Origin of the sequence: Vibrio sp. OPT24 (assembly GCF_015163545.1) — a bacterium.
Lineage (GTDB): Bacteria > Pseudomonadota > Gammaproteobacteria > Enterobacterales > Vibrionaceae > Vibrio > Vibrio cyclitrophicus.
Genome location: NZ_JADDYI010000081.1, coordinates 317,670 through 332,042 on the forward strand (window position 1 = coordinate 317,670; position 14,373 = coordinate 332,042).

Consider the following 14,373-nt stretch of genomic DNA (forward strand, 5'->3'; position numbering starts at 1 on the left):
GTTGTCTATGTCAACATTTCTAATTGCAGGTCCACTGATTGTCTTTTTAATCTTCGTGGCACCGCTATGGTTGTTCTTACATTACCGCAGCAAGAAGAAATCCAGCAATGGTCTTTCAGAGACGGATCTTCAACGTTTACACAAGCTTTCTGCTCAAGCTGAATCGATGCAAGATCGCGTGAAAACGCTAGAAAAAATACTGGATGCGGAGTCACCTAACTGGAGACGAAACTATGAGTAGAGAACTGTATCGCGATCCCATTAACGGTAAGCTTTCTGGAGTATGTGCCGGGTTAGCGAACTATTTTGGCCTGGAAGTTTGGTTGGTTCGTATCTTAGTTATCTCTGCGGCGCTACTTGGCGGAAGCTTTCTTGTCTTACTGGCGTATATTGCTTTGACATTTATGATTGAAAAACAACCACCTCAGTATGTCGATGAAATGAAAGCTAAACAAGAGCACACGCTGAAGCAAAAACCTTGGGAAAAAGGGCAAACGGCAGAGACTCTATTAGGCACTTTAGAAGATGATTTCCAGAAGTTAGAGACCAGTGTGCGTAATATGGAAGCCTATGTAACCTCAGACACTTTTAAAGTCGACCGCGCATTTAAGAACATGTAACGGTAAACCTAAAAAAGATTAGATAACGGTTTAGGAAAATTTATTCCAAGCCGTTATTTTTTTTAATAATTTTGTCTAAATAAATCTTACGATAACTGGTAAGTTACATGTGATTAATCTATGTTATAAAAATATTTATAGATATGGATGATCACCAATGTATAGAGCCTCCGTTGTCCTTTTGACAGCCTTAGCTGGGTTGTCTGGGTGTGGTAAGGAGCTTCCTCCGGTACCTGAGCCTGAATCTAGACCCGCCAAACTCTTCACTGTCTCCGTTGGCAATAATGCCTTTGAACGTAGTTTCCCTGCCACCACTGAAGCCGGCGACAAAGCGGTACTTGCATTTCGTGTTCCTGGTTTATTGCAGAGCATTGACGTTACGTCTGGTCAGCAGGTTAACAAGGGTGATGAACTTGCAACGCTCAATCCTGATGAATATCAGTTGTTAGAAAAGCAAGCGAGAGCGAATTTTAAATTAGCCGATGTTCAATACCAACGTTCAATAAAGTTGCGTAAAGACCGAGTGGTATCAGAGCAAGATTTCGATCAGGCCAAAGCAAATCATAATTCGGCTAAAGCGGTTCTTAACCAAGCAAAAGCGAACCTTCGCTATACCACTTTGGTAGCACCTTACGATGGAACGATTTCCATTATTCCCGCTGAAAACCATGAATACATCGCAGCCAAGCAAGGTGTGATGAATATTCAAACCAATCAAATTCTTAAAGTCGTATTCTTATTGCCCGACCAACTTATTACGCGCTTTTCTTCAGGGTTTGAGACAGATGCAACCATGGTTTTTGATGCGTTTCCTGAAAACTCTTACGTTTTAACCTTCCAAGAAGTGGATACTGAAGCCGACCCTACAACAGGCTCATACAAAGTCACTATGGTTATGGAAAGACCAACTGATGTCGGCATTTTACCGGGTATGTCTGGCACGGTAAATTTGGTTTCAGCACAGGCGGCAGCAACCAAAATTCCAACGTCAGCAATGATGACCGATGGGGATGACGTCTCAGTCTGGCGCGTAGATAGCGACGGTATTGTTGAAAACGTAGCCATTGTGATTGATGAAAAGCGTCATATCGTGTCTGGCCTAAACGATGGCGACCGAGTAGTGACTTCTGGTGTTAATGGTCTTGAAGCTGGCGTCAAAGTTCGTGAGTGGATCAAGGAGAGGGGGCTATAACATGAAAGCACTTAAGGTAGTTGCAGGAATGTCGTGTTTGGCCTTACTTACAGCTTGTGAAGATAAGCAAGTTGTGGAAGTCAATAACACTCCTTTGGTTAAAGCTATTGAGATCTCAGTCATCGATTTTAGCGATAAACTCTACTTCCCCGCAGTCGCAAACGCTGCGGAGAAAGCTCATCTCAGTTTTCGAGTTGCAGGTGAAATCAATAAGCTCGATGTGAAAGAGGGTGAGCGGGTTAAAGCTGGAGATATTATTGCTGAGTTGGATCCTACCGACTACCAATTGGAGGTGGATAACACTCAAGCACGATACACAGTAATCAATAGCCAGTACCGACGTTCAAGTCCACTTGTTAAAAAAGGCCTATTGGCTAAGTCTCAGTTTGATGAAATTGCCGCTCAACGACAAATTGCTTACGCCGAACTTGAATTAGCAAAACTGCGCTTGTCGTTCACTAAGCTTCGCGCCCCAGTTGATGGAATTATCTCTCGAGTCAGTGTCGACCAATATGAAAACATTCAGGTTGGCCAACAAATCGTAAATATTCACAGCATTGAAGATGTCGAGGTGGTGATCCAGCTGCCCGATCAAATCTATGTGAATCAACCCAATGAAACATTGCTCTCGAATGTTGAAGCCGTAGTGAGAGTTCCAAGCGGTAACGAATACACCGCAGGTATTAAAGAGTTCACAACCGAACCGGACCCAAGTACGGGTACCTTTACAGTGACACTTGCTTTACCTATGCCAGAAGATGACTTGATTCTTGATGGTATGGCTGTGGAAGTGACTTCAAACGGGCGAGATATCGGCTTGGAATTGAAAGCTGGAGTTTTGATTCCAATTGAAGCTGTGTTTAATGCCGATGGCGATGAGTTAACGCGTCAAAACTCTTATGTTTGGGTACTCAATGACGACAACACCGTCTCGAAGCAGCAAGTTGTGTTAGGAAAAGCAAACCAGAAAACGTTGCAGATAATGAAAGGATTGGAAGTGGGGCAGCATGTCGTTGTTGCAGGCGTATCGCGATTGCGAGATGGGATGACAGTGGAAGTATTGTCTCAGGAGACGAACAATGAGTGAAGTAAATAACAAGCCCCAAAATGACGATCAACAGGGTGATGATCAGATCACAGGTGTTGCTTCTTACTTTATACGTAACAAAGTCATTAGCTGGATGCTGTCTCTGATCTTTCTTATTGGTGGTGTCTCTGCATTTTTTGGGTTAGGGCGTTTAGAAGACCCTGCTTTTACCATCAAAGATGCAATGGTCGTGACCTCTTACCCAGGGGCTACGCCTCAGCAAGTGGAAGAAGAAGTTACCTACCCATTAGAGAAAGCCATTCAACAGCTTACCTATGTAGACGAAGTGAACTCTATCTCTAGCCGTGGCCTATCTCAGGTAACGGTAACTATGAAGAATAACTATGGTCCAGATGATCTTCCGCAAATCTGGGATGAGCTTCGCCGGAAAGTGAATGATCTCAAGGTTGAACTGCCACCCGGCGTTAATGATCCTCAAGTCATCGATGACTTCGGTGACGTTTACGGTATTTTGCTTGCAGTGACGGGTGATGGTTACAGCTACAAAGAACTGTTGGATTACATTGATTACCTAAGAAGAGAGCTCGAGTTGGTCGATGGGGTCAGTAAAGTTTCTGTTTCTGGTCAACAGCAAGAACAAGTCTTCATTGAGATATCGATGAAGCGGATAAGCTCCTTGGGGCTGTCGCCAACAACCGTGTTTAATCTTTTATCGACTCAGAACATCGTTTCTAGTGCTGGTGCGGTAAGGATTGGCGACGAATACATACGGATCCACCCAACGGGTGAGTTCCAAAACGTAGAACAACTTGGCGATTTGATTCTTACCGAAGGTGGCGCTCAAGGGCTTATCTACCTAAAAGATGTTGCTGATGTAACGCGTGGCTATGTTGAAGTACCGAGTAACATTATTGGTTACAACGGAAAACTTGCGCTTAACCTGGGTGTCTCCTTTGCTCAGGGAGTGAACGTGGTTGCGGTGGGGGAGGCTTTTGATAGACGACTTGCAGAACTGAAATATCAACAACCTGTCGGTATTGATATCTCAGAGGTTTATAACCAGCCAAAAGAAGTCGATAAATCGGTAAGTGGATTTGTGGTCAGCCTCGGACAAGCGGTTGCCATCGTAATTATTGTGTTGTTGTTCTTCATGGGGCTTCGCTCTGGTTTGTTGATCGGTTTGATACTGTTGTTGACCGTTTTTGGCACTTTCATTTTTATGCAGTATTTCAAAATCGATTTACAACGTATCTCGCTAGGCGCTCTGGTTATCGCCTTGGGGATGCTGGTGGATAATGCCATTGTGGTGGTGGAAGGGATATTGATCGGCACGCAGAAGGGGCGAACCCGGATGCAGGCCGCCACCGATATCGTTACCCAAACTAAATGGCCGCTGCTGGGTGCAACTGTTATTGCGGTCACCGCTTTTGCACCGATAGGCTTGTCTGAAGACTCAACCGGTGAATACTGTGGCACCTTGTTCACGGTTCTACTTATCTCGTTAATGCTGAGTTGGTTTACTGCTATCTCAATTACGCCGTTCTTTGCTGATATTTTCTTTAAAGGTCAAAAGATTGACCCAGATAGCGAAGGTAAGGACCCATACAACGGGATGGTTTTTGTTATCTATAAAAACTTCCTTGAGTTCTGTATGAAGCGCGCGTGGCTTACCATGTTTGTTCTGATTATTGGTTTAGGAGCGAGTGTTTATGGTTTTGGTTTTGTGAAACAGGCCTTCTTCCCATCTTCAACTACACCAATGTTCCAAGTGGATGTGTGGATGCCAGAAGGTACCGATATTCGTGCAACCAACACCAAGCTTAAAGTGCTTGAAGGTTGGTTAGCGGAGCAGGATGAAGTCGAACATATCACGACGACGGCGGGTAAAGGCTTACAACGTTTCATGCTGACTTACTCTCCAGAAAAAAGTTATAGCGCATACGGTGAGATAACCGTTCGTGTGAAGAGTTATGAAGTGCTTGAGGGACTAATGCTGCGTTTTCGTGAACACGTAAACAGTCAGTTCCCTGAAATAGACTACAAGCTGAAACAAATTGAATTAGGTCCAGGTGGCGGTGCAAAAATTGAAGCAAGAATTGTAGGTTCTGATCCAACGGTACTGCGTTCAATTGCTGCGCAAGTTATGGATATCATGCGTGCTGATGACGGTGCGTTTAATATTCGTCACGATTGGCGTGAAAGAACCAAGGTGTTAGAGCCTCAGTTCAATGAAAGCCAAGCTCGCCGTTATGGTATTACCAAATCTGACGTTGATGATTTCCTAGCAATGTCTTTCTCTGGTAAATCGATTGGTGTGTACCGCGATGGTACTACGTTGATGCCTATCGTCGCGCGTTTACCGGAAGATGAGCGTATCGATATTCGTAACATTGAAGGCATGAAGATTTGGAGCCCAGCATTAAGTGAATACATCCCACTTCAACAAGTCACGCTAGGCTACGAGTTGGAATGGGAAGACCCACTGATCATTCGTAAGAACCGTAAGCGTATGCTAACGGTGATGGCCGACAATGACCTGTTGGGTGAAGAAACGGCTTCAACCCTGCAGAAGCGCTTACAGCCGCAAATTGAAGCGATTGAGATGCCACCGGGTTACTCACTTGAGTGGGGTGGTGAATATGAGTCATCTGCTGATGCACAGGCGTCACTTTTCACAACCATGCCTTTGGGTTACTTGTTCATGTTCTTGATTACCGTGTTCTTGTTTAACTCTGTAAAAGAACCATTAATTGTTTGGTTGACGGTTCCATTAGCACTAATTGGGGTAACGACAGGCTTATTAGCCTTGAATACACCATTTGGCTTTATGGCATTGCTAGGCTTCTTGAGTTTATCCGGGATGCTACTTAAGAACGGTATCGTATTACTTGATCAAATTGAGATTGAAATGAAGTCAGGTAAAGATCCGTACATAGCGGTTGTTGACGCTGCATTAAGCCGTGTTCGTCCGGTATGCATGGCCGCGATTACGACCATTTTAGGTATGATCCCGTTACTGCCTGATATCTTTTTCAAGCCAATGGCAGTAACCATTATGTTTGGTTTAGGCTTTGCGACTGTACTGACGCTAATCGTAGTACCTGTGTTGTATCGTCTATTCCATAAGATTGAAGTGGCTTAACGCTAGGGCGTGTTGACCAGCAAACGCTGCCCGAAGGGTTCGAGCTGGGCGCCCCGCAAAAAGCATTTTACTCTTTGTTGAGGGAGATTTGCTTAGGATGAATAGGCTACTTCTCCCCTCGCCTCGATTAAAAAGCTTTTATTTCGAACGGAATTTAACCACGAAAGGTCAACGCGCCCTATTTAACCTTTGAAATAATGCTCCCAATTGGGGCATTATTTTTATATACGAATACAAATGAGAACTTCAAATGGAAACAAACACATCAGATAGAACCTGCGCATGGGCGCTTAAACACGAACTTGAGAGGGAATATCACGATGCTGAGTGGGGTGTACCTGTTTATGATGACCAGGTTTTGTTTGAGTTCATTACTTTAGAGGGGGCTCAGGCTGGCCTTAGTTGGATCACGATACTTAAAAAGCGCGAGGGTTATCGTGCCGCTTTTGACAATTATGACCTTAATAAGTTAGCTGCGTTGAATGAAGACAATGTGCCGAATATTATCGAACACTTCGATGTGGTTAAGCATAAGGGCAAGATTGCTTCGGTATACAACAATGCTCGTTCAACCCTTGAGCTTCAGAAAGAGTTTGGATCCCTATCCAATGCTTTATGGCAGTTTGTCGATAATAAGGTGATTGAAAATCAATGGACCGAGATGTCTCAAGTTCCCGCCTCTACAGAGCAATCCAAAGCGATGAGTAAGTTTTTAAAGAAGAGAGGGTTTAAATTTGTTGGTGAGACAATCTGTTACGCGTTTATGCAAGCAACAGGTATGGTCAATGATCATTTAGTCGGTTGCCCACACAAATAAAGTGTTATTTATTTCAGCGGAACAATCACTTAGAAATTGAAAAATTCATAGCCATTTTTTCATCGCTCTGAGATCTTTAAGTGGATGTGCTTTAAGGTTCAATATTGGCTTTGAAAGCTTCTGGATTATGAAGGCTTCTGGACTATGAGCGGTTTGTATTATGAGCTGAAGTATCTGAATATGAGTAGATACATTTGTTTTTGAGTTATGCTTTAAACAGAAAAAGGCAGGAATATCCTGCCTTTTTTGCATATTAGACCTATCGTTTCAGATTAAATCAGAGCGCTATAACGTTCTAATCCCGCCTCTAGATCAGCAATCAGGTCATCAACATCTTCTAATCCAATATGAACACGTATCAAGGTACCTTCGAAATTAGGATTGGCAACAGTTCTCAAGCTGTCAAAACTGCTTGGTTCGTTAGCTAGAATCAAACTTTCAAATCCACCCCAAGAGTAACCCATACTAAAATGTGTCATTCCATCAAGTAACGCTGTCGTCGCTTTGATATTAGAGTTGTTTAGTACAAAAGAGAACAAGCCATTACCGCCAGTAAAATCTCGTTTGAAGAATTCATGGCCTGGGCAAGACTCAAGAGCAGGATGACGAACATGGTTAACTTCAGGACGACTCTCTAACCATTTTGCGACCTTCAAGCTGCTTTCTGCGTGTTGGCGTAGACGCACATCAAGAGTACGAATGCCGCGAAGCCCTAAATAAGCATCATCAGGTGAGACACATTGCCCCATCAAGTAACTTTGCTCTCTTAGTTGATCCCAGCATTTCTCATTGGCGACTGCCGTACCTAGCATCACATCAGAGTGACCCACGATGTATTTGGTCGCTGCTTGAATCGAGATATCAACACCAAAATCAAACGGTGAGAAGTTCACGCCAGCCGCCCAAGTATTGTCTAGCATAACGATGATGTCATGTTCATGAGCGATACGTGCTAGTGTTGGAATATCCTGCACTTCCATGGTGACAGAGCCTGGAGACTCAGTAAACAGCACCTTAGTGTTTGGCTTGATAAGGTCTTGGATACCTTCACCAATCGTTGGCTCGTAGTAAGTTGTCTCTACCCCCATCTTTTTCATGATGGTGTCACAGAAATCACGAGTAGGTTCGTAGCAGGTGTCAACCATTAAAATATGATCACCTGTTTCTACAAAAGAGAGAATGGCATTCGAAATTGCTGCTGTACCACACGGGTACAGTGCACAACCCGCGCCCCCTTCAACTTCAACCATGGCATCTTGGAAAGCGAAATGAGTGGTGGTTCCACGACGTCCGTAAAAAAGCGTCTTGTTAGCGCGATTAATCGTAGCTTTGCGCTTTTCTTCTACTGAGTTGAAAACGACAGTGGAAGCGCGTTGTACTGGTGGATTAACGACACCATTGGTCCACTTCTTATCACGACCTGCAGTGATGAGCTTAGTGGTTTTGTTCTCGGACATGCTGTGAATTCCTTATCAATCGGTTATGTCCTATTTAAAACATGCGAGTAGCCATCAAAGCAAGAGGGGAGAGAGAGTTTTTAACGTTTTCTTTTGCTTTTTAACTTTTCCTCGATTTGTGATGAAAAGTTAAAAAGCGATCGCAAAGATACTATTCGTTGCCAATGGTGGTCGGCGAGCGAGGAGTATTAAAGCAACGGGTTGAATAAATAGAACAGTCTCTCAAAGAAACGGTTACGTAAATTTCTCTGTTCCCACTGCTCTAATTCCACGGGATGAGATGATTCAATATAGGATTGCTGTAAATCAAACAATTGCTTGGTAAAGTGTACGTCGTCAACGGCAAGGGTTACTTCAAAGTTGAGCCACAAACTACGCATGTCGATATTGACGGTTCCGATCAAGCAAAACTCTTCATCGATCACTACTGATTTGGTGTGAAGAAGGCCGCCATAAAACTCGTAAATTTTCACGCCAGCTTCAAGTAGTTCTGTATAAAAGGCGCGAGATGCCCATTTAACCATTAGTGAATCGTTATTGTGTGGAATGATCAGTTCTACAGTTACGCCGCGTTGAGCTGTCATCTTAAGTGTTTCGAGTAAGTCAGCACTTGGCACAAAATAAGGTGTAGTAATACGTACAGAATGATTCGCTTGATTGATGGCGATGGTCAGTACTTGTAAGATCAAATATTCCGGCATGCCAGGGCCAGACGGCACTACTTGAACCGGATGATGTGTCATGATTTCTTCAACTGGGCATTCAGGTATATCAGGGAGAATGCGTTCACCAGTCTCAACTTCCCAATCCCAGCCATGAATAGCGGATAACACATTAACGGTTGGCCCAGTCACTCTGACCATTACATCAATCCACTGACCAACGCCGGAACTTTGTTTGAAGTGAGCAGGATCGACCATGTTCATTGAACCCGTATAGGCGATAGTCTCGTCAATCACAATGATTTTGCGGTGTTGTCTTAAATCTAGGCGACGTAAAAAAATACGCCATGGGCTCACTTCTAGTGCTTGTACGACTTGAACGCCTGCGTCCTTCATCATTGACTGCCAGTGGCTTTTGAAAAAGCGAGGGCTACCGGCTGAGTCAAGTAGGACCTTAACATCTACACCACGTTTGGCTGCTCGAATAAGAGCTGAAGCTACGGAATCGGTCAGGCCACCAGGGTGCCAAATGTAGAAAACCATCTTGATGCTGGTCTGGGCGTTTTCTATATCTTCGATAATGGCGTGTAGGATCTCATTGGGTGAAGATTGCAGTGAAAGTGTGTTTCCACTAAGCGCAGGAATACCCATTCTGTTATTACAGAGTTCATCGATTTTGTGGATAGGGGATCCCACTTTGCCGGGAAGATGCAGTTGGCAATCATTTAATTGGCGGAACCAATCACCAAAGGGAGTAAACATACGATGTGCGCGCTCAGCCCTTTTTCGGCCTAGGTTTAGCTCACCAAAAAGGAAGTAACAAGCTACGCCAACAATCGGGATAATGTAGATAACCATTAGCCAAGCAAGAGAAACGCTGACAGAGCGCCGTTTTAGTACAACACGAAACGTCACACCGGCTACGAGAACCCAGTACAAAACAACAGAGGCCAAAGTTAAAAAATGATAAAGCTTATCCACATTGAATACTCGAAAAAAGAGACACTTAGATAGTAATGCTATTTAACGGATATGGGAATTTAAGGAATCAACTATTTACAAAATAGAGCAAAAGCTGTAAATAGGTTAAAGTTGTTAAGTTTTGGTTAACTTAAGAAGAAAACGATTGTTTTGTATGAAAAGTCGGCATTTAACCATAAAAATTTACATCTTTAACGAAATTTGTACGGTATGCACTTCCAATTTTATTCTTAAACTGGTTTACTTGCTAGACAACGAGCGTCAATCAAATCTTTTAGGTGTGTAAATTTATTTATACACCTTCCTTTTAAAGACGCCACCCAAAGCAAAACACAACATCACATAACACAAAAGTTTGGAGTACACGTGGCTACTAGTAATACAACCACAACACCCCGCGATACCTGGGGTTCGAAGTTAGGATTCGTAATGGCTGCAGCAGGTTCTGCTGTTGGCTTAGGTAACATTTGGAAATTCCCATACACAGCAGGTGAAAGTGGCGGTGGTGCATTCGTTGCCATTTACCTGTTTTTTGTAATTTTTATTGGTTTCAGTGTCATGCTGACTGAATTTGCGATTGGCCGTCATACGCAAAAATCAGCAGTAGGTGCATTTAAAACAACTGACCGTCGTTGGACGTTCGCTGGCGTTATCGGCGTATTCAGTGGTCTACTTATCATGGGTTTCTACCCAGTAGTAGGCGGTTGGTCAATCGCATACATCGGTAAAATTGCAGGTGGTCTTCTAGACGCACCAGAAGCAATTGGTGATAGCTTTGGTGGCTTTATCTCAAACCCAGTTCAACCACTAATGTGGATGGGCTTATACCTACTACTTAACGTTGTTATCGTTATGAAAGGTATCTCTGGTGGTATTGAGAAAGCAGGTAAGATCCTGATGCCGCTTCTTTTCATTATCCTTATTGTAGTATCAATCAAAGGCATTATGCTTCCGGGCGCGATGGCTGGTCTTGAGTTCCTATTCAGTCCTGACTTCTCTAAAGTAGACAGCAATGTAATCCTAGCCGCGCTAGGTCAAGCATTCTTCTCTCTAAGTCTTGGTATGGGTTGTATGATGACATACGGTTCTTACCTTAAGAAGAAAGAGAACCTAGTTCAGACAACAGCAATGGTAACCGCAATGGATACTGGTGTTGCTATTCTAGCTGGTGTTGCAATGTTCCCTGCAATGTTCGCATTCGGTATGGAACCTGCAGCGGGCCCTGGTTTAGTATTCGTTGTTGTTCCTCAGCTATTCGCTGAAATGGGCGGCGTAATCGGTCTTCTATTTGCTCTTATGTTCTTCGTTGGTTTGAGTGTTGCGGCACTAACATCTTCAGTATCTCTACTTGAAGTTGTGGTTTCTTACCTAATCGATGAGAAAGGCATGAAGCGTGTAACAGCGGTACTGTCTGCAAGTGTTGTAATGGCGATTCTATGTATCTTCGCTTCTCTATCACTTGGCGGCTTCGGTCCAACACTGTTTGATACTGGCGCGTTCGACATTTTCGACCTACTAACGGATAAGATTTTCCTAGCGGTTGGCGGTATGTTGGTATGTATCTTCGCTGGTTGGAGACTAAACCGTGCAGACCTAGAGAAAGAAATCACTAACGACGGTGAAGTCTCTTTCCCACTATTTGGTCTATGGTACACACTAGTTAAGTACATCATCCCTGTAGCTATCGCAATCGTTGCGTTCATGGGTATCTCTTCTGGCTTCGATAGCGGTAAAGGTGCAATCATGCTACTAGGTATTGGTATCATTGCTGGTTTTGCGCTGATTTCTAAGAAGTTCTAATCGCAAGATAAAGTAATTTGATAAACGGGAGCTCATTAGCTCCCGTTTTTTTATGTCTGGAACTTAATTATCTAAGAAAAATAATTATTAAAGGTATCCGTCTGATAGCCGATATAAATGGAACGAATAGCTGTTAGAGCTATATTTTGATTTAGGTAGGTGTTGTTTGAAATTGTCAGTGAGAAAGAAACTGTATGCCGGTTTTGGCTCTATATTGGCGGTGCTTGTCACGTTAGTCGGTATTGTATGGATGGAAGTGATTGGCGCTCATAAGAGCGCCGATGAGATTAGATTAGATGATGTACCGGGTACCGTTACCTACCTTGTTTTGATCGATGAAGCTGGAGATGTCTATCGAGATGCTCTGGGTGCAATCACTCTGGTCGATAATGCACTCAATGATTATCGAACCAACAAGAACGAATTTACTCAAGCAATCGAACAAGCAAAACGTTTGGAGAGTCGAGGATCTGAAGACCATCGCCGTATTCAGAGAATAGAAGAGCTGATGGGACGTTTTACTCATGAGTTTGAATCGAAACTCGTACCTAAGATCAATAATGAGGCTGCGCTGTTATCCAATATCCAACAGCTTAGAGCCTTGTATGAAAAGAACCTTATCCCCATTGAAAACTTACTTGATCAGGCATCGGCAAGTGAGCGTGCAGATACGGAACAATCACTGCTTACCTTGACGGATTCGTTTACCACTATTGAACAAACCATCATGTTACTGTCTGCCTTTGCGATGGTATTTGGTGGTGTGATTGCATTTGTATTGTCTAGTTCGATTACCAACCGCTTAACTCGCGTTGAACAAGTGGCACGACGCGTAGCAAATGGCGACCTTACTACTGGGGATATTGTTGATGAGTCAGGTGATGAGTTAGCCGACCTAGCTAAGTCAATTAATCAGATGCAGAAATCGCTGGTTGACCTTCTAGGTTCTATCTCTTCGGTGACTCACCAAGTCCAATCAGTGACAGGCGAGTTGTCGTCAATTAGCCAAGACATCGTTTCTGGCGCATCTGCTCAAGCGGACAAAGCAAACCTGATAGCGACAGCGGCTGAAGAACTAAGCTTAACTATTTCTGAGGTAGCACAGCAGGGCACTTCGACTTATGAAGAAGCACGTCGTTCAGAAACTTCGGCTGAAGATGGCCGTAATGTCATCGTCGAAATGGTTGCGAGTATCGAGCAAGTGTCGGCTCAAATGAGTGATATGTCGGTGCAAATGAATACGCTCGGTTCACATGGTGAGCAGATTGGTAGCGTTATTAAAGTGATTGAGGACATTGCTGGGCAAACCAACTTATTAGCTCTGAATGCTGCGATTGAGGCTGCGCGTGCTGGCGAGTTTGGGCGTGGGTTTGCTGTAGTTGCTGATGAAGTGAGAGCGTTGGCTGAGAGAACAACCAAAGCGACACAAGAAGTGTCGGGCATTATTCAATCAATTCAATCTGGTACGCAAGAAGCCGTTACTTACACGCAGGATAACTGTCGGTTAGTTGAGATTGGCGTAGAGAAAAGTTCAGGTGCGGTTTCAGCATTGGAAGCGATTGTTAGCGGCGCTGGTAACGTACAAAGCATGGTCAACTCTATTGCTACTGCAGCAGAAGAGCAGACAGCTGTAACCAAAGAAATTGCAGCGGACATTACGGCAATCAGTGATATATCTGAGCAATCCTTGCAGCTAGCGACGCGCAGTTCTGAAAACACTTCAGGCCTGAACGCTAAGGTTGCTGAGCTCGAAGTATTAGTCGGTAAGTTTAAACTGGCTTAGCGGTTAGTACGTGTTGGATAGAGATTAAAGATTCATCACCTAAACAGTCAGACGAAAAATGAGCCCAATTATTCAATGTTTATTGAGTCGATTGGGCTTTTTCCTAGCTGGAATCTGGGTTCAGACGCGGTATACTCCCCGTTCTACAATGGAGCTAGCCTTTACATGTTCGATATCCTTCTGAACCATCCTGATTTTTTACTTATTAACAAGCATCCTGGCGTCAGCGTTCATAAAGACGATGGCGATACCATGTTGCTTCAAGAAGTTGTTAAAGCGATTAATGAGCCTAAGTTATATCTTGTACATCGCCTTGATAAAATGACTTCAGGTATTCTACTGCTAGCAAAGAATGCTTCGGCAGCAAGCGAGCTTTCGCAGTTGTTCGCAAAGCGTGAGGTTGAGAAATATTACCTTGCGATTGGTTCTAAAAAGCCAAAGAAAAAGCAGGGTTTGATTTCAGGTGATATGGAACGTTCAAGACGTTCTAGTTGGAAGCTTCTGACATCCAAAGACAACCCAGCGATTACCCAGTTTTTATCGGCAACGGCAGAACCCGGCGAGCGTTTGCTATTATGTAAGCCCTATACAGGAAGGACGCATCAGATCCGTGTCGCGATGAAGTCGATCGGCTCCGCTATTGTTGGTGACCCTATTTATAATCCATCGAGTGAGGCTGACAGAGGCTATCTGCACGCTTTCGCGATTCGATTTACCTATCAATCCCAAGCCTATGAATATGTCTGTGACCCGAGGAACCTTGATTCCTTGGGTGAGAAGTGGCATCAAGAAACCGTGTCTAATGGTTTAGACAGTTGGCTTGAACCTTGGTCATTAACTTGGCCGAAGCTAAATACTAAGTGAGTGAAAT

12 protein-coding genes are annotated in these 14,373 nt (G+C 43.8%); 9 read left to right on the forward strand and 3 right to left on the reverse strand.

What is annotated here, in order from left to right; genetic code table 11:
• Positions 1-7: 7 nt before the first annotated feature.
• The 6 genes from pspB to IQO02_RS21765 all read left to right on the forward strand — a co-directional run bounded on the left by pspB (position 8) and on the right by IQO02_RS21765 (position 6,819).
• Positions 8-241: an envelope stress response membrane protein PspB gene (gene pspB / locus IQO02_RS21740; RefSeq protein ID WP_004734605.1), complete on the forward strand. Its 234-nt coding sequence runs from the start codon at positions 8-10 to the stop codon at positions 239-241.
• Complete coding sequence (gene pspC, locus IQO02_RS21745) at positions 234-620, forward strand: envelope stress response membrane protein PspC (protein ID WP_010440092.1); 387 nt, start codon at positions 234-236, stop codon at positions 618-620. The genes pspB and pspC overlap by 8 nt, the downstream gene beginning before the upstream one ends.
• Before the next feature lie 157 nt (positions 621-777).
• Entirely contained in the window at positions 778-1,812 is a 1,035-nt protein-coding gene (locus tag IQO02_RS21750; protein ID WP_010440094.1) for an efflux RND transporter periplasmic adaptor subunit, read from the forward strand.
• A 1-nt stretch (position 1,813) separates the two neighbouring features.
• Entirely contained in the window at positions 1,814-2,899 is a 1,086-nt protein-coding gene (locus IQO02_RS21755; RefSeq protein WP_010440097.1) for an efflux RND transporter periplasmic adaptor subunit, read from the forward strand.
• Complete coding sequence (locus IQO02_RS21760) at positions 2,892-6,002, forward strand: efflux RND transporter permease subunit (protein ID WP_010440101.1); 3,111 nt, start codon at positions 2,892-2,894, stop codon at positions 6,000-6,002. Before IQO02_RS21755 ends, IQO02_RS21760 begins: the two co-directional genes overlap by 8 nt.
• A 250-nt stretch (positions 6,003-6,252) precedes the next feature.
• Positions 6,253-6,819 (forward strand): DNA-3-methyladenine glycosylase I, encoded by a 567-nt coding sequence (locus tag IQO02_RS21765; RefSeq protein ID WP_016784623.1) that lies wholly within the window; start codon positions 6,253-6,255, stop codon positions 6,817-6,819.
• 45 nt (positions 6,820-6,864) lie between these two features.
• Here the strand turns inward: IQO02_RS21765 and IQO02_RS22515 are convergent, their stop codons facing one another.
• The 3 genes from IQO02_RS22515 to cls form a co-directional block, all read right to left on the reverse strand.
• Positions 6,865-7,071: a hypothetical protein gene (locus IQO02_RS22515; protein ID WP_016784622.1), complete on the reverse strand. Its 207-nt coding sequence runs from the start codon at positions 7,069-7,071 to the stop codon at positions 6,865-6,867.
• Positions 7,072-7,091: 20 nt separating this feature from the next.
• A complete protein-coding gene (locus tag IQO02_RS21770) occupies positions 7,092-8,276 on the reverse strand; it encodes a cystathionine beta-lyase (protein WP_016768580.1) in 1,185 nt (394 codons plus the stop codon).
• Positions 8,277-8,464: 188 nt separating this feature from the next.
• Positions 8,465-9,919 carry a cardiolipin synthase gene (cls, locus tag IQO02_RS21775; RefSeq protein ID WP_016768581.1) on the reverse strand — a complete coding sequence of 485 codons (1,455 nt, stop codon included), beginning with the start codon at positions 9,917-9,919 and terminating at the stop codon, positions 8,465-8,467.
• Positions 9,920-10,285: 366 nt separating this feature from the next.
• Here cls and IQO02_RS21780 point away from each other — a divergent pair, with 366 nt between their 5' ends.
• The 3 genes from IQO02_RS21780 to IQO02_RS21790 all read left to right on the forward strand — a co-directional run bounded on the left by IQO02_RS21780 (position 10,286) and on the right by IQO02_RS21790 (position 14,366).
• Positions 10,286-11,719: a sodium-dependent transporter gene (locus IQO02_RS21780; RefSeq protein WP_050543975.1), complete on the forward strand. Its 1,434-nt coding sequence runs from the start codon at positions 10,286-10,288 to the stop codon at positions 11,717-11,719.
• Positions 11,720-11,885: 166 nt separating this feature from the next.
• Positions 11,886-13,502 carry a methyl-accepting chemotaxis protein gene (locus tag IQO02_RS21785; RefSeq protein ID WP_010440120.1) on the forward strand — a complete coding sequence of 539 codons (1,617 nt, stop codon included), beginning with the start codon at positions 11,886-11,888 and terminating at the stop codon, positions 13,500-13,502.
• A gap of 165 nt (positions 13,503-13,667) precedes the next feature.
• Entirely contained in the window at positions 13,668-14,366 is a 699-nt protein-coding gene (locus IQO02_RS21790; protein WP_010440123.1) for a TIGR01621 family pseudouridine synthase, read from the forward strand.
• The last annotated feature ends 7 nt before the right edge of the window (positions 14,367-14,373 follow it).

What these genes read in the sequence shown, in the direction of transcription:
- IQO02_RS21770 (WP_016768580.1), bottom strand. Translation starts at nt 8,276, where the DNA reads ATGTCCGAGAACAAAACCACTAAGCTCATCACTGCAGGTCGTGATAAG.
- IQO02_RS22515 (WP_016784622.1), bottom strand. Translation starts at nt 7,071, where the DNA reads ATGCAAAAAAGGCAGGATATTCCTGCCTTTTTCTGTTTAAAGCATAAC.
- IQO02_RS21755 (WP_010440097.1), top strand. Translation starts at nt 1,814, where the DNA reads ATGAAAGCACTTAAGGTAGTTGCAGGAATGTCGTGTTTGGCCTTACTT.
- IQO02_RS21760 (WP_010440101.1), top strand. Translation starts at nt 2,892, where the DNA reads ATGAGTGAAGTAAATAACAAGCCCCAAAATGACGATCAACAGGGTGAT.
- IQO02_RS21765 (WP_016784623.1), top strand. Translation starts at nt 6,253, where the DNA reads ATGGAAACAAACACATCAGATAGAACCTGCGCATGGGCGCTTAAACAC.
- IQO02_RS21790 (WP_010440123.1), top strand. Translation starts at nt 13,668, where the DNA reads ATGTTCGATATCCTTCTGAACCATCCTGATTTTTTACTTATTAACAAG.
- pspB (WP_004734605.1), top strand. Translation starts at nt 8, where the DNA reads ATGTCAACATTTCTAATTGCAGGTCCACTGATTGTCTTTTTAATCTTC.
- IQO02_RS21750 (WP_010440094.1), top strand. Translation starts at nt 778, where the DNA reads ATGTATAGAGCCTCCGTTGTCCTTTTGACAGCCTTAGCTGGGTTGTCT.
- pspC (WP_010440092.1), top strand. Translation starts at nt 234, where the DNA reads ATGAGTAGAGAACTGTATCGCGATCCCATTAACGGTAAGCTTTCTGGA.